This window comes from Alkalilimnicola ehrlichii, assembly GCF_003399765.1.
In the GTDB taxonomy this organism is placed as follows: Bacteria; Pseudomonadota; Gammaproteobacteria; order Nitrococcales; family AK92; genus AK92.
The window spans coordinates 160,835-177,708 of sequence record NZ_NFZV01000007.1 but is presented as its reverse complement, the minus strand read 5'-3'; the positions used below and the strand labels follow the sequence as shown (position 1 = coordinate 177,708).

At 59.0% G+C, this 16,874-nt stretch carries 17 protein-coding genes and 3 pseudogenes; 12 read left to right on the top strand and 8 right to left on the bottom strand.

All coding sequences use genetic code 11. The annotated features are described in order from the left end of the window. The first annotated feature begins 127 nt into the window (after positions 1-127). The 3 genes from CAI21_RS23140 to CAI21_RS09140 all read left to right on the top strand — a co-directional run bounded on the left by CAI21_RS23140 (position 128) and on the right by CAI21_RS09140 (position 1,566). Entirely contained in the window at positions 128-340 is a 213-nt protein-coding gene (locus CAI21_RS23140) for a hypothetical protein (protein ID WP_181919344.1), read from the top strand. A gap of 231 nt (positions 341-571) precedes the next feature. After that, positions 572-910, top strand: a complete 339-nt coding sequence (locus CAI21_RS09145; RefSeq protein ID WP_116302004.1) for a CobW family GTP-binding protein — start codon at positions 572-574, stop codon at positions 908-910. A 101-nt stretch (positions 911-1,011) separates the two neighbouring features. Further along, complete coding sequence (locus tag CAI21_RS09140) at positions 1,012-1,566, top strand: GTP-binding protein (RefSeq protein WP_147305075.1); 555 nt, start codon at positions 1,012-1,014, stop codon at positions 1,564-1,566. 27 nt (positions 1,567-1,593) lie between these two features. On the opposite strand, the gene CAI21_RS09135 is transcribed toward CAI21_RS09140, so the two are convergent. Continuing rightward, the gene (locus tag CAI21_RS09135) at positions 1,594-2,394 is read right to left on the bottom strand and encodes a response regulator (RefSeq protein ID WP_116302002.1); all 801 of its coding nucleotides are present in this window, start codon (positions 2,392-2,394) and stop codon (positions 1,594-1,596) included. A gap of 312 nt (positions 2,395-2,706) precedes the next feature. Here CAI21_RS09135 and CAI21_RS09130 point away from each other — a divergent pair, with 312 nt between their 5' ends. From CAI21_RS09130 to CAI21_RS09115, 5 genes and pseudogenes are all read left to right on the top strand, one after another. Beyond that, positions 2,707-2,916: a dodecin gene (locus CAI21_RS09130; RefSeq protein ID WP_116302001.1), complete on the top strand. Its 210-nt coding sequence runs from the start codon at positions 2,707-2,709 to the stop codon at positions 2,914-2,916. Between the two features lie 328 nt (positions 2,917-3,244). After that, positions 3,245-3,481: pseudogene (locus CAI21_RS23740) on the top strand (superoxide dismutase family protein); the annotation flags it as partial. Positions 3,482-3,645: 164 nt separating this feature from the next. Beyond that, positions 3,646-3,858 (top strand): patatin-like phospholipase family protein, encoded by a 213-nt coding sequence (locus CAI21_RS24775; RefSeq protein WP_258868923.1) that lies wholly within the window; start codon positions 3,646-3,648, stop codon positions 3,856-3,858. A 2-nt stretch (positions 3,859-3,860) separates the two neighbouring features. Continuing rightward, a complete protein-coding gene (locus tag CAI21_RS09120) occupies positions 3,861-4,850 on the top strand; it encodes a patatin-like phospholipase family protein (protein WP_258868922.1) in 990 nt (329 codons plus the stop codon). A 346-nt stretch (positions 4,851-5,196) separates the two neighbouring features. Then, entirely contained in the window at positions 5,197-7,338 is a 2,142-nt protein-coding gene (locus tag CAI21_RS09115; RefSeq protein WP_116302000.1) for an adenosylcobalamin-dependent ribonucleoside-diphosphate reductase, read from the top strand. Between the two features lie 39 nt (positions 7,339-7,377). Here CAI21_RS09115 and CAI21_RS09110 read toward each other — a convergent pair whose 3' ends face one another. From CAI21_RS09110 to hemN, 3 genes and pseudogenes are all read right to left on the bottom strand, one after another. Continuing rightward, positions 7,378-8,634: an acyl-CoA dehydrogenase family protein gene (locus tag CAI21_RS09110; RefSeq protein ID WP_116301999.1), complete on the bottom strand. Its 1,257-nt coding sequence runs from the start codon at positions 8,632-8,634 to the stop codon at positions 7,378-7,380. A gap of 73 nt (positions 8,635-8,707) precedes the next feature. Continuing rightward, on the bottom strand, positions 8,708-9,736 hold the full coding sequence (moaA, locus tag CAI21_RS09105) for a GTP 3',8-cyclase MoaA (protein WP_116301998.1): 1,029 nt from the start codon (positions 9,734-9,736) through the stop codon (positions 8,708-8,710). 15 nt (positions 9,737-9,751) lie between these two features. Further along, positions 9,752-11,139 (bottom strand): annotated as a pseudogene (hemN, locus tag CAI21_RS09100) (oxygen-independent coproporphyrinogen III oxidase). 245 nt (positions 11,140-11,384) lie between these two features. Between hemN and CAI21_RS09095 the strand changes: the two are divergent. From CAI21_RS09095 to ubiT, 4 genes are all read left to right on the top strand, one after another. Next, on the top strand, positions 11,385-11,831 hold the full coding sequence (locus tag CAI21_RS09095) for a hemerythrin domain-containing protein (protein WP_116301997.1): 447 nt from the start codon (positions 11,385-11,387) through the stop codon (positions 11,829-11,831). Further along, positions 11,832-12,074 (top strand): DUF2249 domain-containing protein, encoded by a 243-nt coding sequence (locus CAI21_RS09090; protein ID WP_116301996.1) that lies wholly within the window; start codon positions 11,832-11,834, stop codon positions 12,072-12,074. A gap of 840 nt (positions 12,075-12,914) precedes the next feature. After that, the gene (locus CAI21_RS09085; RefSeq protein ID WP_116301995.1) at positions 12,915-13,382 is read left to right on the top strand and encodes a hypothetical protein; all 468 of its coding nucleotides are present in this window, start codon (positions 12,915-12,917) and stop codon (positions 13,380-13,382) included. A 17-nt stretch (positions 13,383-13,399) separates the two neighbouring features. After that, positions 13,400-13,864, top strand: coding sequence for a ubiquinone anaerobic biosynthesis accessory factor UbiT (gene ubiT / locus CAI21_RS09080; protein ID WP_116301994.1), 465 nt, complete (start codon positions 13,400-13,402; stop codon positions 13,862-13,864). Positions 13,865-13,948: 84 nt separating this feature from the next. Here the strand turns inward: ubiT and CAI21_RS09075 are convergent, their stop codons facing one another. The 4 genes and pseudogenes from CAI21_RS09075 to CAI21_RS25555 all read right to left on the bottom strand — a co-directional run bounded on the left by CAI21_RS09075 (position 13,949) and on the right by CAI21_RS25555 (position 16,771). Then, positions 13,949-14,833, bottom strand: coding sequence for a U32 family peptidase (locus CAI21_RS09075; RefSeq protein ID WP_116301993.1), 885 nt, complete (start codon positions 14,831-14,833; stop codon positions 13,949-13,951). Between the two features lie 20 nt (positions 14,834-14,853). Then, a pseudogene (ubiU, locus tag CAI21_RS09070) lies at positions 14,854-15,848 on the bottom strand (ubiquinone anaerobic biosynthesis protein UbiU). A 9-nt stretch (positions 15,849-15,857) separates the two neighbouring features. Then, the gene (gene mnmL, locus CAI21_RS09065; RefSeq protein ID WP_309544686.1) at positions 15,858-16,586 is read right to left on the bottom strand and encodes a tRNA modification radical SAM protein MnmL/YtqA; all 729 of its coding nucleotides are present in this window, start codon (positions 16,584-16,586) and stop codon (positions 15,858-15,860) included. Continuing rightward, the gene (locus CAI21_RS25555) at positions 16,571-16,771 is read right to left on the bottom strand and encodes a hypothetical protein (RefSeq protein WP_309544685.1); all 201 of its coding nucleotides are present in this window, start codon (positions 16,769-16,771) and stop codon (positions 16,571-16,573) included. The genes mnmL and CAI21_RS25555 overlap by 16 nt, the downstream gene beginning before the upstream one ends. Between the last annotated feature and the right edge of the window lie 103 nt (positions 16,772-16,874).

Below are 16,874 nucleotides of genomic sequence, written 5' to 3'. Positions count from 1 at the left end.
CGCTGAAAGTTGCGTCAGCAAAGGCTCTCCAGCGAGTTGCTCACGATCGGCGTGCACTTGGCACGGTGCCTGCTATACACGGGATGACAATTCACAAAAGGCCACTCTAAGGAGGCTCAGCATTATCATGCGTAAGGTATCCGTAGCAGCATTGTTCGCTTTCGTTCTCGGTCTGTTCGCGCTCGCCGGTTGCGAGTCCGGCGGTCAGGACGGGATGGGCGACTTTGAACAGCCGCCGGCTGGCCAGGGTGCGCCGCAACAGGATGAAGGCTTCGGCGCTCCGCAGCAGGACGACGGCTTCGGCGCTCCGGCGCAGGACGAGGACGGCGGCGGTATGTAAACCGGCGCGGTTGAGCATCTGGCCGGCCTTTGCGCCGGCTTTTTTGTGTGCGGCCGACGCCGCAGCGCTACGCGCCGATACGGCAGCGAGCGATAAACGATAGGGGCGGTGATCGGCCGCCCGTTAGGGGCTCGTTGCTTCTACGTGAGTCTGGCCTTATTATTCAGGCGCTTGAAGTTATCCGAACGAGGTTCGAGTTTAGGCTGCTCCCATTCTTTGCAAGGAGTGCATATGCCGCATCGGGTGCCTACCAATCTGATAACCGGGCCGCTTGGCGCCGGCAAAACTACCGCTATTTCCCATCTGCTGGAGCATCGTCCAGAAGGCGAACGTTGGGCCGTTCTGGTTAATGAATTCGGGGCGGTTTCGGTTGACCAGGCACTACTCCCACAGATCGATGGCGTTGTCGTGCGCGAACTTGCCGGTGGCTGCCTCTGCTGTACCTTAGGCGTGCCGCTCCGGGTCGCATTAACCGATATTCTGCGTAAGGTAAAACCGGATCGTTTGCTCATCGAGCCGAGCGGCTTGGGGCATCCGGCGCGGGTTGTTACGGTGCTCAAAATGAGCTGAGTGCTGCCGTCGAGTTGCGTCAGACCTTATGCCTTGTCGATCCCCGACGGCTTGCCGAGCCCAAGTTTAGACATTCCCCGCTGTTGCGCGATCAGGTGGCCATGGCGGATTTGCTGGTGGCGAGCAAAGGCGATGTTCTTACCGCTGAGGAAAAGGCGGATTTTTATGCTTTTGCGGCCGAACGGGGCGCGATGCGTACCGCGGAGATCGAACACGGTGCCTTGCCCTTTGCTTGGTTGGACGGGATGTCTCTCGATAAACCGCTACCGATGCATCCGGACCATGCGCATGAGGGCGAGAACGCGTTGGCGGTAACGGCAGGCTTCGACCAGACGCAGCCGCAACCTGGGCGACCGGTTATGAGGGAAAGCTCGGGGCAGGGGATGTATGCCTGTGGCTGGATTTTTCACCCCAGTGATGTGTTCGTGGCCGACCGCTTAGTGGCCGGCTTGGCGGCGCATAAGCACATGGCGCGTTTAAAGGGCGTATTTCAATTGGGCGGCGAGGCCTTGGCCGTGCAGACAGTTGGCGGCAGACTCAGTGTCGAATCGAGTATCTATCGCGGTGAAAGCCGGATCGAGGCAATTGCCGATGTGCCGCAAGATTGGAAGGCTATCGGTGCCATCTTGCAAGAGGCGTTGCGAACGGCTGCCTGAATCGATCCGGCTTTGGCGTTTCCTCGGTTACAGTGTCAGCAGGTTGCGTGCAATCTCGCGTATGTTGGCAACGTCGAACGGCTTATCGCACAGTGCCGAGACGCCGGCTTGCCTTACCGAAGCCAAGCGGGAGTCGTCTCGCTCGCAGGTTACCATCAGGACGGGTAGCTCGGGTTGGTCGCTAAGGTTGCGGATGTAGGAGACTAGTTGCTGGCCGTCCATTTCGGGCATGTTGTAGTCCGTTACCACCAAATCGAACCGCTCGTCGCGGATCAATTCCGCCGCTTCCCGGCCGTTCGGCGCTAAGCTGATGTGCTCAATACCGAGTTGATGCAATATGTGCTGAATATGCCGTTGCGAGAAGCGGCTGTCGTCGACGACTAATACCCGCAGATCCTCGACATCGATATGGCTGACTTCCAGTGCTTCCGGATCGAGGAATTCTAAACTTCCATAGAGCGCTCGCTTTAAATCCGCGAGATCGAACGGCTTGGGGAGAATCGCCAAGACACCGGCTTGCCGTATCGGCTCAAGATTGTGCGGATGCGTTTCGCTGGAAACCAGAATAAACGGCGTGTACTCAAGCATCGAGTCCGACCGCATCGTCTCTACCAAGTCGGAGCCGGTCATGTCCTCGAAGTACATAGCGCTGAGCACCAGGTCCGGAACATGGCGTTTCATTTCGGTCAGGGCGTCTCGGCCGTTGTGGACCACTTCGATTTTATTGAGCCCTACATTGGCCAGATGCTCGACGATAATGCGTGCCTGGGTCGATGAGGGCTCGACTAGCAAGATCGACAAGTCGTGTAGAGAAAGATTTTGACTCACGCTGGATACCGCCTATTGCTCTCGTGTTGGGGCGTTCTTGCACGGCTATCGCGTTGCGACTGCCGTGCGCATGGTCGGCATGATTCCTTGCCGAGACGTCCAGCCGCCGCGAGCCCCATGTCCTGCCGCTGACTGCGTCGCGAGTTTCGCGACCCTCGCCTGTACTTATTTGTATGTTCCGTCATAGCCAAAAGGAAACACCGGTACGCCTATTGAGTCAGAGGTGCAACGCCGTGTTTCGTTCACGTTTGGCATCCGTGGCCGGAGGCCATATTTCCTGGATGAACCGCATCGACAGTAACGGGAGCCATCATGAGCGATCACGTCTATAAGTCGATCGAGCTGACCGGCTCGTCGCAGCAGAGCATGGAGCATGCCGTGCGCAACGCGGTAACTAAAGCTGCCAAGACTTTGCACAACATGCACTGGTTCGAGGTCGTGGAAACCCGTGGGCATATCGTCGATGGCGATGTCGCGCACTGGCAAGTTACCCTTAAGATCGGCTTTACCTTGGATGACTGAAGGGCTTTATCGCTAACAAATACAAGCCTTGTGCAGGTGGTCCGATGAAGTGCTGGAAAATTGCCCTCGGGCTTATGCTCGGTGGGCTATGGAACAACGCGCAAGCAGTCACTGTGGAGATGCATAGCATCGACGATGACGGCGTTGGCCAGGCAATTGGGACGGTCGAACTAGCGGACCACGCGGGCGGCTTATTGTTGACGCCCGATTTGCAAGGCTTGCCGCCAGGTGCGCGCGGGTTTCATTTGCATGAGTATCCCCGTTGCGAGCCAGGTGAAGACCAAGGACATGGAAAAGCTGGTATGGCGGCCGGGGGCCCTATGATCCGCATGAGACGGGGCGGCATGAGGGACCGTATGGTGACGGCTATTTGGGCAATTTGCCGATTCTTTATGTACGAGCCGATGGGTCTGCGACAGATCCGGTGTTGGCGCCGCGTTTGACGCTAGACGATGTTCCGGGGCTATCCTTAGTGGTGTACGAAGGCGGCGATAATTACTCCGACGACCCCGAGCCGAATGGGGGCGGCGGCACCCGCATTGCGTGTGGCGTGATCCCTGAGTGAGCGGGGAGGTTTCGGAGGCCGAGCCTGGTACGGATAGTGGTTGCTGCCGTCGTTTGAGGACTCGTTCTCGACACCAGATTCCTTATTGAGATAATTAATCATATTAGACACTAATGAATGAAGCATTTGAACTAATGACTTCCCTCGTGATGAGGAAAAAGCCTGTGGCAAGCGGCGAGCAGCAGAAGAAAACGGCGCTTATTTTATCGGGCGGTGGGGCCCGTGCCGCCTACCAAGTTGGGGTGCTGAAAGCGATTGCCGAGCTATTGCCGCGCGATGTGCATAACCCTTTTCCGGTAATTTGCGGTACTTCCGCCGGCGGTTTGAATGCGGCAGCTTGGCAACGCATGCCGGTCGGTTTCGTGCCGGCGTTTTAGGCGTGGAATCGGTATGGCGTCATTTGAGCAGCGAGCAGGTATATCGCACCGAGATGGGCGTCATTTCCCGCCGCGCGCTGAAGTGGATGAGCGCGTTATTCCTCGGCCGGGCGCCCAGGCGGGCTCCGATATCGTTGCTTGATAACAGCCCTCTACGGGCATTGATTGAACGGACCATCCATTTCCGGCGGATACAAGCTGCTGTCGATGCCGGCGATTTGCACGCCTTAAGCATTACCGCTTCTGGGTATACGACGGGCGAGTCGGTGAGCTTTTACCAGGGGCATGGCGATATTCGCCCTTGGCGCCGCTCGCGTCGGTTGGGAGTGCCGGCGTTGCTGGCGCCAGAGCACCTGCTTGCATCAGCGGCGATTCCCGCCGTTTTCCCGGCCGTGCGGCTCGGCGACCAGTACTTTGGCGACGGTTCGGTGCGCCAGCTGGCTCCCTTAAGTCCGGCTTTGCATCTTGGCGCCGACCGTATCCTGGTTATTGGCGTAAGCGCGAATGCCGAGATTATGCAGGCGCCGGTCGATAACACGGACCCTGGCTATCCGTCCGTCGCCCATATTCTTGGGCACGTGCTAAATAGCGCCTTTGTCGACAGTTTGGAAGGCGATGTCGAACGCCTGGAGCGAATTAACCGCACGTTAGAGCAAATGCCGGCAGGGCAGGTGTTTGACGGTGCCGACCGCTTGCGAAAAATCGATGTTCTAAAGATTTACCCCAGCCAACCCCTAGACGTTATCGCCGCGGAGCACGCGGAGGATTTGCCGCGAACCTTGAGGATGTTTCTGCGCGGTAGCGGAGCGACCTCGGGGCAAGGGTCGACGCTTATGAGTTATTTGTTGTTCGAGCCGGGCTTTTGCCATGAGTTGATCAAGCTCGGCTATCATGATGCGATGCGCTTGGAGCGTCCTATTATGCGTTTCCTCGGCCACGATCCGTTGGCTGTGCACGGTAAGGCCGGTTTGCCGGCCTCGGATACCTGCTAAAAGCACGCTGAAGCAGCCTTTCAGAGAAAGGCAACGCCACTCCGCGATAACGACTCAACGCTTACCCCGTTTCTGCCTCGGGTTGCTGCTGCAGGAGCCGAAAAGTCGGTAGCGACTTCTTCCGGTTTGTTTGTTTTTGATCGAAAGATGGCTTCTCCTGCCTCGCTGGCTTCTTCTTTATCAGCTTGTTCAGGGCTTTAGGGCGGCCTTGATTAGAAGCTGGTAGGACCCCGATATATGGGGTAGAATTCCCGGCGACCACAAGATATAGGGGATATGCGGGGATCGCATGTTGATATGTTGTGGATAAGTTTTCCGTCGCTGTTCTATCGGAGGGGAGCTGTATATGACGACCGCAGCCAAGGTGCGCGTGGTGAGTAATGATGTCGCCGAAATCCCGGTTCAGGATGCGTCCCTGGATATCTGGGATAAAAAATACCGTTTGAAGGCAAAGGACGGTGAGGTTATCGACAAGACCATGGACGACACCTTCAAGCGTGTTGCTCGTGCCTTGGCCGATGCCGAGGAGACCAAAGAAAAGCGGGAAGAATGGTACCAGCAGTTTCTGTGGGCGCTCCGCCACGGTGCTATTCCGGCAGGTCGTATTACCTCGAACGCGGGTGCTCAGCAGCACAAGCCGGCAACCTCGACCATTAACTGCACCGTCTCAGGCACCATCGGAGACTCGATGGACGACATCCTTGGCAAAGTGCATGAGGCAGGGCTTACGCTGAAGGCCGGATGCGGTATCGGTTATGAGTTCTCCACGCTGCGTCCGCGCGGTGCTTATGTCTCCGGTGCCGGTGCCTATACGTCCGGCGCGCTCTCCTTCATGGATATCTACGACCGAATGTGTTTTACCGTCTCTAGCGCCGGCGGACGTCGCGGCGCGCAGATGGCGACATTCGATGTCGGTCACCCGGATGTGATGGACTTTATCCGCGCCAAGCGCGAGAACGGGCGTTTGCGGCAGTTTAATTTGTCCCTGCTGATTACCGACGAGTTCATGCAGGCGGTGGCCGACGACGCGGACTGGCCGCTGGCGTTTCCGTTGAGCGAGAAAGAGGCTGTCGAGGACGAAGTCGACCTGAAGGATTCGAGCCAGATTGTGTGGCGCGAATGGCCGAGTAACGAAGGCTACGTGACCAGCGAGGAAGGGCTGGTAGCATGCCGTGTCTACAAGGTGGTGAAGGCTCGCCGCCTGTGGGACATGATCATGACCTCGACTTACGATTTCGCCGAGCCCGGTTTCATTCTCATCGACCGTGTCAACGAGATGAACAATAACTGGTTCTGCGAAGATATCCGTGCCACCAATCCCTGCGGAGAGCAGCCTTTGCCGCCCTATGGCGCCTGCTTGCTGGGCTCGGTGAACCTGACTAAATTCGTCCGCGACCCGTTTACCGATAAGGCGCGGTTCGATTGGGACGAGTACGCCAAGGTTGTATCGATCTTTACCCGGATGCTGGATAACGTTGTCGAAATCAACGGCTTGCCGTTGGAAGAACAGCGTAACGAAATTATGCGCAAGCGCCGCCACGGCATGGGTTTCCTTGGCTTGGGTTCGACGTTGACCATGCTGCGTATGAAGTACGGCGAGCCGAAATCGCTGGAGTTCACCGAGCGTGTGGCGAAAGACATGGCCTTGGTGGGCTGGCGGACCGGCTTGGAGCTAGCCGAAGAGAAAGGTCCGGCGCCGATCATGGAAGAAGACTTCACGGTGACCACCGAGATGTTGGCGAAGCGGCCGGAGATGGTTGCCGACGGTCTGAAAGCGGGCGATACGATCAAAGGTAAAGTATTGCACGCTAAGTACTCGCGCTACATGCAGCTGGTGGCTAGCGAAGATAAGAAACTGGTTGAGAAGATCGCCAAGAAGGGCGTGCGCTTCACGCACCATAGCTCGATAGCGCCGACCGGGACGATTTCGCTGAGCCTGGCAAACAATGCCAGCAACGGTATCGAGCCGAGTTTTGCCCATCAGTACTCGCGGAACGTGATTCGGGAAGGCCGTAAATCCAAGGAAAAGGTCAACGTCTACTCGATGGAGCTGTTGGCCTACCGCCATTTCATCGACGAAAGCGCCACGGCCGAGGTTGGGCTGCCGGATTATTTCATCACGGCAGACGATATTACGCCGAAGGAGCACGTCGACATTCAAGCGGCGGCGCAGAAATGGGTGGATTCCTCGATCTCCAAGACGGCCAACGTGCCGACGGATTACCCTTACGAGGACTTTAAAGACATCTACCACTACGCGTATCGGCAGGGCCTGAAAGGCTGCACGACTTTCCGCTTCAACCCGGAAGCGTTCCAGGGCGTACTGGTCAAGGAGAAAGATCTGGAAAACACGACGTATCGCTTCCAGCTCGAAGACGGTAGCTGGGTCGAAGCCAAGGGCAACGAAGAAGTGGAGTACGACGGTGAAACCCACACCGCTGCTAACTTGTTCGATGCGCTGAAAGAAGGTTACTACGGTAAGTTCTAAGTCTGTAAAGAGGGGGCGAGCATAGCTCGCCCCCTTGTCCTATAAATTCTCCGGCAACGTGAAATACGGCATGGTTTCGCCGCGCTGTTCGCGCGCTTTTTTCATCTCTTCGCGGGCCACTGTCCGTAGATGCACTTCATCCGGCCCGTCGAGAATGCGCAACGCTCGCCCCCAGGTCCATAAATAACTCAGCGGTGTGTCGGGCGATAAGCCCATGGCGCCAAAGACCTGAATGGCGCGGTCGACGATGCGGGTCTGTAACTGCGCAACTACAACCTTGATGCCCGCCACCGCACTGCGGGCCGCTTCGTTACCGCCGGTATCGAGCAGCCAGGCAGCATGCAACACCAAAAGCCGGGCTTGCTCGATTTCGAGCCGCGATTGGGCAATCCAATCGCTTAAGTTCGCATATTCATGTAAATACTTACCGAACGCGCGGCGCTCTAAGGCCCGCTCCCGCATGAGCTCCAGGGCCAGCTCGCACTGGCCGATAGAGCGCATGCAATGGTGTACTCGCCCAGGGCCAAGCCGCGCCTGAGCCATGGCAAAGCCACCGCCGAGTTCGCCGAGCAGGTATTCGGCCGGCACCCGAACGTTGCGGAAGACCAGCTCGCAATGGCCTTCCGGCGCCTCGTGCTGCAAAACCGGGATGTTCCGCACGCAGTTCAGTCCCTCGCTATCCATGGGTACGAGGATCATGCTATGGCGTTGATGAGGCGGCTGCTTATCGCCCGGATCGCTGTTGCCTACCACGACAACTAATCGGCACTGAGGATGATTGGCACCGGAGACGAACCATTTGCGGCCGTTGATAACGTATTCGTCTCCCTCGCGCCGGATTGAGGTTTGTAGATTGGTCGGGTCGGCGGAGGCCGTATCCGGTTCGCTCATGGCAAAGCAGGAGCGAATCTCGCCTTCGAACAGGGGCGTTAACCAGCGCTGTTTCTGCTCCTCGCTGCCGAACCGGTGCAGCAGCTCCATATTGCCGCTATCCGGCGCGCTACAGTTGAAGGCTTCCGACGCCCAGGGGATGCGGCCCATGATTTCCGCCAGAGGCGCATACTCCAGGTTGCTCAGGCGCTGCCCTGGCGCGGTTTCGGGTAAATCGGGGAGAAACAGATTCCAGAGTTGCTCGTCTTTGGCGAGCGCTTTTAGATCGTTAAGCAAGGTAAGCGGATAGCGCCCGCTGCGGGTCTCCCGGTGCCATTCGTCGTTGTACGGCAGAATGAAACGGTCCATGAACGTGGCGAGCTCTCTACGCAGGGCCTCAACGCGGTCGCTATAGGCAAAGTCCACTCGGTGATCTCCTGTGCTTAACGTTTCGTTGCCTACCCAAGCAAGGCGGCCATCGAAAACTCAGGCGGTACGCTTATCCGCCTAACCCATGCATGCTGATGGGACGTGCGACAGCAGCACTGGTAACGGAAAAACCACGCCCTTTCTGCCAGATCGCCCCCCGAATGCGCTGCTCAAGCTGCGTTGGCGAGCCCTCGCGCAGGCAGGGTTTGAGATCGCTACAGACGGGAGAGAACAAGCAAGGGTAAAGTTCGCCCCCGGCTGTTACACGGACGCGGTCGCAGCTGGCGCAGAATGGATTGGAGACGGTGGAGATGATGCCAAGGGGGTAGTGATCGTCGATCAAATAACGCGTTGCCGGTTCGCGCGTCCTCGGCAAGAGGGCAGCGCGGTGCAAGGCGCGAATTCGGTTCAGTATCTCCGCTTCCGTAACCACCCGCTCCGGACGCCACGCGCCACGGCCGTCTAAAGGCATGAATTCGATGAAGCGTAACGGTATGTTCTCGCCCATAGCCCATTCGGTCAGCGGTACGACCTCGTCTTCGTTCTCGCCTTTAATGACAACGCTGTTGAGCTTGATGGATAAGCCGGCATCGCGAGCGGCTAATATGCCGTCCAGTACCGGCCCTATTTGGCCGCCGCCGGTCATGGCCGCGAAGCGCTGGGGAGATAAGGAGTCGAGGCTGACGTTAACATCGTCGATGCCGTATTGCTTCAGCGACTGCGCATAACGCGCCAGTAGCGTTCCGTTGGTGGTGAGGGAAATACGCCGCAACCCCTTGCTCCGTAGGGTGTCGAGCGCTTCTACCAGGCGTAGAATGTCGCGCCGCAGCAAGGGCTCGCCGCCGGTGAGCCGTATCTGCTCGATCCCAAGCCGTTCGACAAACAGTTCCGCCAGAGCCGTTAATTCGTCCAGGCTGAGGATCTCGTCCTTAGGGCGCCAGACCGGATCGGCCGGCATGCAATAGCCGCAGCGGAAGTTACAGCGGTCGGTAAGGCTTAAGCGAAGCTTCTTTTTGCTACGGCCAAAGCGGTCGACCAGCGGACCGCTGTTGACCGGTCCGCCGGCTTGTTGAAGGGCAGAGAGAGCAGGACTCGGCATAAGGGCTCCTAAACGCTAAACGGTGCGCGAGAACGTGCCGCGTTGGCTTTGTGCGATGTAGCGGTCGAACACCATGGCGATGTTGCGCATCAATAGCTCGCCGGCCGGTAGTAAGCGAAGATAATCGGCGCCGATTTCCAATAGACCGTCCTCTAGCATGGGCTTGAGGGCCATGAGTTCGCCGGCGAAATAATTCCGGAACACGATGGGATAACGTTCCTCGATGGCCCGAAATCCACCCGCCCGTGGCACATCAGTTTATTGATGACATCGCGACGCAACCGATCGTCGGTGGACAGCACATAGCCCTTAAAGACAGGCAGCTCGTTATTCTCTAAGCGGTGGTAGTAACGCGGAAGTTCGCGCACGTTTTGGCTGTAGGTGTTGCCAATCTTACCGATCGAGGTCATTCCCAAGCCGATCAAGTCGCAGTCGGCGTGGGTGGAGTAGCCTTGAAAGTTACGGTGCAAGGTGCCTTGGCGCTGGGCCTGGGTCAGCTCGTCCTCCGGCAGCGCGAAGTGATCCATACCGATGTGGACATAACCGGCACGCGTCAGCGACTCGATGGTCAAGCCCAGTAAATCGAGCTTTTGCTCGGCGCTTGGCAGGTCTTCCGCATGAATTAGCCGCTGTGCCCGAAATAACTGCGGTAGGTGGGCATAGTTGTAGACAGCGAGCCGGTCTGGCCGCAGTGCGATAACCTGTTCAAGCGTGGTGGCGAAACTTGTCGGCGTTTGATGCGGCAGGCCGTAAATCAGATCGATGCTGATCGAGCGAAACCGTGCGCGCCGCGCGGCGGCCATCAGCTCTTGCACTTGCTCAACCGTTTGCATGCGGTTGACGGCTGCCTGCACGACCGGGTCGAAGTCTTGTACGCCGAAGCTCAGGCGATTAAAGCCGAGTTCGGATAGCAGCGCGATTCGCTCCGGGCTCACTGTCCGCGGGTCGACTTCGATGGACGCTTCCCGGCGCTTGTGGCCGTCGAGCACGAACTGCTCGCTCAAGCTGGCTATCAGCTCCGCTAATTGCTCATCGTCGAAATAGGTCGGGGTGCCGCCGCCGAGGTGAAGCTGAGAGAGCGGCCGGTCGACATCGAACAGCGGCGCTTGTAGCTTAATCTCACGTTTCAAATAGCCAAGGTATTGCGCGGCCTTCTCTTGGTGCTGGGTAATGATCTTGTTGCAGGCGCAGTAATAGCAAAGGCTGCGGCAGAAAGGGATATGTACGTATACGGATAAACGCTTGGGAATGAGATCTTCATTGCTCGCAGCCGCGGCTTTACGGTACGCCTCCGGGCCGAAGCTCTCGTCGAACTGCGGCGCCGTCGGGTACGACGTGTAGCGCGGCCCTGTTTGGTCATACTTAGTGAGTAGTCGTTTGTCGAAACGGACGCTCTCGCTCATGGCGGTCAACCTTCCTCCATCCAGGAGCCTACTGTAAGCCCTGCGTCGCGTTTAGGTATTGATCGAAATCAGTCAAATCGTTGGCGGACTTGGCAAGCCTGTGCGTCCTGCCGCGGCCGGTTTAGTCGCAAGCTGGCCGCCGGCGAGCTTCATAGCTGTCTTTTTGATTTTGGTTAAGGCAACGCTGAGTTCAGACAGTAACAATCTCTGGTAGTTGTTCAGGGTTTCTCAGGAGAGCGCCGCTGATGAGTACCATTACCCGTGCCCTGCACCAAGAACACGCCGATTGCGATGCCCATTTTTCCGCCGCCGAGGCTGCCGTTAGCGAATCGGACTGGGATACCGGACGCATTTGCTTTGCGCGTTTTAAGCAGAGCTTGGAGGCGCATTTGGCGAAGGAAGAGCAGGTTTTGTTCCCCGAGTTCGAGCGCCGGACCGGTATGACGGCGGGGCCGACGGCGGTGATGCGGCAAGAGCACGAACAAATGCGCTGGCTTCTGGAAGATTTGGAAAGCGCGGTGTTTCAAGCCGATGCCGAGCGCTTTCTCGGGTTGGCCGAGAGCCTGATGATTCTTATCCAGCAGCACAACATGAAAGAAGAGAACATGCTCTACCCGATGGCGGATCGGGCTATTCCGTTATCGCCCGAGTTTCTCGCCGCCTTAGCGGTGGATCCGGAGGCGTTGGCCTGAATGCCGGTGCGTGTATTGGACGTGAGCGAGCTGGAGGCGCCGGAGCCGCTGGAGCGGGTATTACGGGCGCTTGAGGAACTGCCGCCGGGGCACTACCTACGCGTTTTGCACCGCCGCGAGCCTTACCTGCTGTATCCGCAATTGGATGCGCGCGGTTTTCGGTATCGGAGCTTGCCGGGGCGGCAGCGGCCGGTGGAAGTAATGATCTGGCACGCCGCCGATTCGCCGCCGGAGCGTTTATGACGCCGCGCTCGTTATCGTTTGGTTTAACACCGCCGCTGTCCGTGCCGATGCAGTTCATCCTCCCTGCGCCCTGGCTCGGGTCGATAGCGGCGGTGTTTCTTTTATGGAGTTTGCCCGAGTCGTTACAGAGCCGTTGGCGGCCGGAGCTGCTCGCGGCGACGCACCTTTTTACAGTGGGCTTTTTGTTGCCGGTTATGGTGGGGGCGCTGTTGCAGGTCGTTCCCGTCGTGTTCGGTCGCAGCCTCCCTGGGCGGCGTCGGTGGTCGGCCGTTATGGTCGCGTTGCTGGCAGGCACGATAGGGCTGGCGCTTGGGTTTACGACGCTCGAAACGCTCTGGTTTCTGCTTGCCGTAACGCTCTTGCTGATAGCGCTGGCGGTGGCTGGGTGGGGGCTATTGCCTCGCGTTTTTATGGCGGCCCCCGGTAACGCCAGCGCACTTCCTATGCGTTTAGCTTTCTTGAGTTTATTGTTTGGCCTATCGGTCGGCATCTACCTGGCCTTAGGCTATAGCTGGCCCGGACGATTCGGCGGCGCTCGGCTGTGGACCGATAGCCACGTGCTGTGGATCGCCTTCGCCTGGCCGTTGTTGCTGATTATGGCCGTCTCGATACAGGTTATCCCCATGTTTCAGGTGGCGCCGGCCTACCCGCGCCGATGGCCGAGCGCGCTTGCTTGTCTGATCGTTGCCGGGCTTGCCGTCGGCACGCTCGCTCCCGCCATAGGCCTCCCTCGGTTGCTCGCCGAGCTGGGGGTGAGCGTTAGTTTAGGGGCCGCCATCGCCTATGCGTTGCTAAGTCTCTCCCTGTTACGACGCGCGCCGGCGCCGCCGCGACCCTACCGTGTACTACTGGTACCTCGCTTACTTTCAACTCATCGCTGCCTGTGCGCTGGCGCTGTTCGCCCTGTGGAGCGGAGCGGTGCTGGATGTGAGCGTTCCGTTGGGCGTGATGGTGTTACTGGGCTTTGTGACCACCGTGATCGCCGGCATGCTGCACAAGATTGTCGGCTTTCTGGTGTGGCTGCATTTGCAGCAACGTTACCTGGCCAATCGTATCGCCCTACGCCGCTTGCCGAGCATGTACGACATCGTGCCGCCGGCGTGGGTCTGGTGGCAACTTGGCTTGCATGCAGCGGCCGTTTGTTTGCTGCCGATCAGCCTCTGGCTGCCGGCGATATGGCAGGCCGTGGCCTTGAGCTTACTGGCGGCCGCCTTTGCGCTGCTGGGGTGGAACGTTGTGGCGGCGCTGTTGCGTTATCGGCGCACGGTGCGTGCTTTCGACACGTTGCCGGTGATGCCGCGAAATTGACCGACTGGAGGATAGCTATGCCATTAGGACTAACCGGTGCGATACCGAATCTTGTATTGGCACCGATTCGCTTCTTGCCTAAGCCGTTGCTGAACTGTGCCTTTCTGCAGGTTCTTAACAGCAGCTTGCGGCAGCCGTTGAGCGAAGGCGAACTCGACTTTCTGGAGGGGCGCTGCTTGCGGGTTTGCGTCGACGATTTACAACTCCAGTGGCAGTTTAGCCTGTCGCCGCAGGGGCGCCTTACCTTGGTCGGCGGCGAGGCGGATGTGACTATCGGCGGCAACAGCAGCGACCTGTTGTTGCTGGCAGCCCGTCGAGAAGACCCGGACACCTTATTCTTCCAGCGTCGTTTAAGGCTGGAAGGCGATACCGAGCTTGGGCTGTACGTGAAGAATCTGATGGATAGCTTAGAGCTGGATGTATTGCCGCTGCCGCTGCGCTGGGGCGTCGAGCGGGGAGCGGATTGGGTGGGTAAGAAGTAAGAATCGGAGTAGCGTCCGGGCGCCGGGTTCGGCCCCGTTATTTTCGTTATTCCGGCAAGCCGGTGTGTCCTCCGGCCTGTTCGTTTAGGGCGCCGCGGCGCCGATATGGCGCATACCCTCGGCACCGTGCCAATAGCCGTTGCAAGGCTCGGCAAGCGCTGCCGTCGGTTGGCCGTCGAGGCGGCGGCGGAGGTCTTCGAGGATCGTGCCGGTCATCTCCGGTCGGGGGCTTACCCGCATGATGTCGACGCCTAGCGTTGCCATCGCCTGCCATTCGTCGCGTAAGTCGTACACCTCGCCCGATTGCGTTTGAATCCCGTTGATGGTCAGGAACGGTTTGCCTTCCTGGGTTTTCAGGGGGATACCTTCTGGGTTATCGATGCAGCGTAGGTCGCATTTGTCCTTCGGTAGGTTGTGGTGGCGAGCCGTGAAGCAGCGTGCGGAATAGGCTAAGGCCAGACGGCCGTAGCTGAAAACCTCCGTCTCGATATCGTCGATGCCCAGCTCCTGCGCGTGGGCGAGTAGGTTCGCTAAGGCGTCGCGGGACATTTCGGTGGGCATGACCCAGCGCCGTAGCCCGAGTTTGCGTAAGCGGGCTAAGGTGTGGGCGTTGTAGATGTTGATGGCGGGGCCGGTGACGAACGGGATGCCGCGCTCGGCTAATAATTGAACGGCGCCAATATCGTTCGCTTCGACGCGAATCTCTTTGTTGGTGCAGAGGCGTTTGACAACGCCGAGTTCGGAACGGGCTTCGATCAATGTCAGCGTCGATAAGACGGTTTCCTTGCCGTCAGCGGCCAGCTCGCGAGCTAGCTCGATCCATTCGGCCGTGCGAAAGGGACGCCGTTTGGCGCAGACAGTCTCGCCGAGGTAGACGATGTCCGCCGGCCAGGATTTGGCGCGGTCGTAGAAGTCGGCCAGGGTTTCTCGCGGCCAGTAGTAGAGTACGGGGCCTAGAGAGATGCGCATGTTAGGGACTCCTCGATTCTTCATTGCCAAGGGCGGTGGTAGGCGCCGAGCGTGGTTTGACTGCCTTCGGAAACGCTGGCGAGCGTGTCCTGCCAGTCGCGCTGGGCACTGAAACCGTCCGGTCGCCGTAAGCAGGCGTCGATGGCGGCACGCCAGACGGCGGTGACGCGGGCGACATAGGCCGGGCTGCGCTGGCGGCCTTCGAGCTTGATGGCGCCGATGCCGATGCGGTGTAGCTCGGGCAGTAGTTCCAAAGTGTTGAGGCTGGTCGGTTCCTCTAACGCGTGGTAAGTCTGGCCTTCGACCTGAAAGCGGCCTTTGCAGAGGGTGGGGTAGCCGGCGTTTTCCTCGGCACCGAAGCGGTCGATAAGCACGCCGTTGAGGCGCGACTCCAAGCCTTGCTCGGTTTCCTGCCAGCGAACGGCTTTGGCCGGCGAGCACACGCCGGCACTATTCGGCGATTCGCCGGTGACGTAGGAAGACAGGGTGCAACGGCCCTCTGCCATGATGCACAGCGAGCCGAAGCCGAAGACTTCGAGGTCTACCGGGGTTTCTTCGGCGAGCGCTTTGACTTGGGCCAGAGAGAGGACACGGGGCAGTACGGCGCGGCGAATGCCGAATTGCTGGTGGTAGAACTCTAAGGCCGCCAGGTTGGTGGCCGATGCTTGCACGGACAGGTGCAGCGGCAGCTCGGGGTAGTGGTCGGCAGCGTAGCCGAGGACGCCGATGTCAGCCACGATCAAGGCGTCTACTCCCAGCGTATGGGCGCTGTCGACCGCTTTTGCCAACGCCGCCAACCGTGGCTTTGAGGATAGGTGTTGATGGCGAAGAAGACTTTGGTGCCGCGCTCGCGGGCGTAGCGAATGCCTTCGGCGGCACGTTGTTCGTTGAAGTTGAGGCCGGCGAAATGGCGCGCGTTGGTGTCGTCGCGCAGGCCGATGTATACGGCGGAAGCGCCGTTGTCGACCGCGGCTTTGAGCGCAGGCAGATTGCCGGCAGGGCAAACTAAGTCCATAGATAGCTCCTAATCTAGCTGTGCGGCTTGACCGCCGTAGCGGGCCAGGTTGCGGCTTAATGCGTTCAGTACCGCCCACTTGCGAGCACACCACTCGGGTGCCAATAACAGCTCGGGTGAGGCCGTGGCGGTGAGGCGATGGAAGATCACTTCCTGCGGTGTGCGTCTTACTAAATCGCCGGCGATGGCGATGTAATCGGTGCAGGTGAGTGCCTGATACTCCCCGCGTTTCCATTGTTTGGCGAGCAGCGTGTTTTTAACCACATGCAGGGGGTGTAACTTCAAACCGTGGGTGCCGAGGTCGAGGACGCGTTGCAGGCTTTCCCGGTTATGGGCGGCGGTTTCGCCCGGCAGGCCGACGATAAGATGCGTGCAAAGCTGCAAGTTATGGGCGTGCGTACGGCGTACGGCGTCTTGGTATTCGGCAAAGCCGTGGCCGCGATTGACGCGCCGTAGGCTGTCGTCGAAGGCTGACTGGAGACCGAGTTCGAGCCAGATTTCGTAGCCCTGCTGCTGATAGTCGGCTAGCAGGGCGAGTACGGCATCGGGAAGGCAATCTGGACGCGTGCCGATGGAGAGGCCGACGACCTGCGGTTGGGAGAGGGCGTCGTCGTAGAGCTGTCGCAGCCGTTCGGCGTCATCGTAGGTGTTGGTATATGCCTGAAAGTAGGCGAGGTAGCGTTGGGCCCCGGTGCGACGGGCGATGACCGCTTTGCCTGCCGCTATTTGTTCCGCCACGGAAGGGGGCGTCGCCCGTTGGGATTGAAGGAGGCATTGTTACAGAAGCTACAGCCGCCCCAGCCTTTGCTGCCATCGATGGTGGGGCAGGTAAATCCTGCGTGCAGGCTGAGCTTATGAAGCTTGTGGCCGTGGCGGCGCTCCATGGCCGCGCCGAACGTGTTGACGTGGTCGCGTAACTGCACTCCCGCTCCCGTTTGTCATTTTTATCCAGCGCTGACTATAGGGAATGTATGCGGTAAGCGACTTGATGATCGTCAAGTAGGGGCGGGGGCCGGCTATCGCAGC

Excerpts from the sequence above, each read along its gene's own strand:
- CAI21_RS09115 (WP_116302000.1), top strand. The coding sequence starts at position 5,197 with ATGACGACCGCAGCCAAGGTGCGCGTGGTGAGTAATGATGTCGCCGAA.
- CAI21_RS09140 (WP_147305075.1), top strand. The coding sequence starts at position 1,012 with ATGGCGGATTTGCTGGTGGCGAGCAAAGGCGATGTTCTTACCGCTGAG.
- ubiT (WP_116301994.1), top strand. The coding sequence starts at position 13,400 with ATGCCATTAGGACTAACCGGTGCGATACCGAATCTTGTATTGGCACCG.
- CAI21_RS23140 (WP_181919344.1), top strand. The coding sequence starts at position 128 with ATGCGTAAGGTATCCGTAGCAGCATTGTTCGCTTTCGTTCTCGGTCTG.
- CAI21_RS09130 (WP_116302001.1), top strand. The coding sequence starts at position 2,707 with ATGAGCGATCACGTCTATAAGTCGATCGAGCTGACCGGCTCGTCGCAG.
- CAI21_RS09145 (WP_116302004.1), top strand. The coding sequence starts at position 572 with ATGCCGCATCGGGTGCCTACCAATCTGATAACCGGGCCGCTTGGCGCC.
- CAI21_RS09095 (WP_116301997.1), top strand. The coding sequence starts at position 11,385 with ATGAGTACCATTACCCGTGCCCTGCACCAAGAACACGCCGATTGCGAT.
- moaA (WP_116301998.1), bottom strand. The coding sequence starts at position 9,736 with ATGCCGAGTCCTGCTCTCTCTGCCCTTCAACAAGCCGGCGGACCGGTC.
- CAI21_RS09090 (WP_116301996.1), top strand. The coding sequence starts at position 11,832 with ATGCCGGTGCGTGTATTGGACGTGAGCGAGCTGGAGGCGCCGGAGCCG.
- CAI21_RS09075 (WP_116301993.1), bottom strand. The coding sequence starts at position 14,833 with ATGCGCATCTCTCTAGGCCCCGTACTCTACTACTGGCCGCGAGAAACC.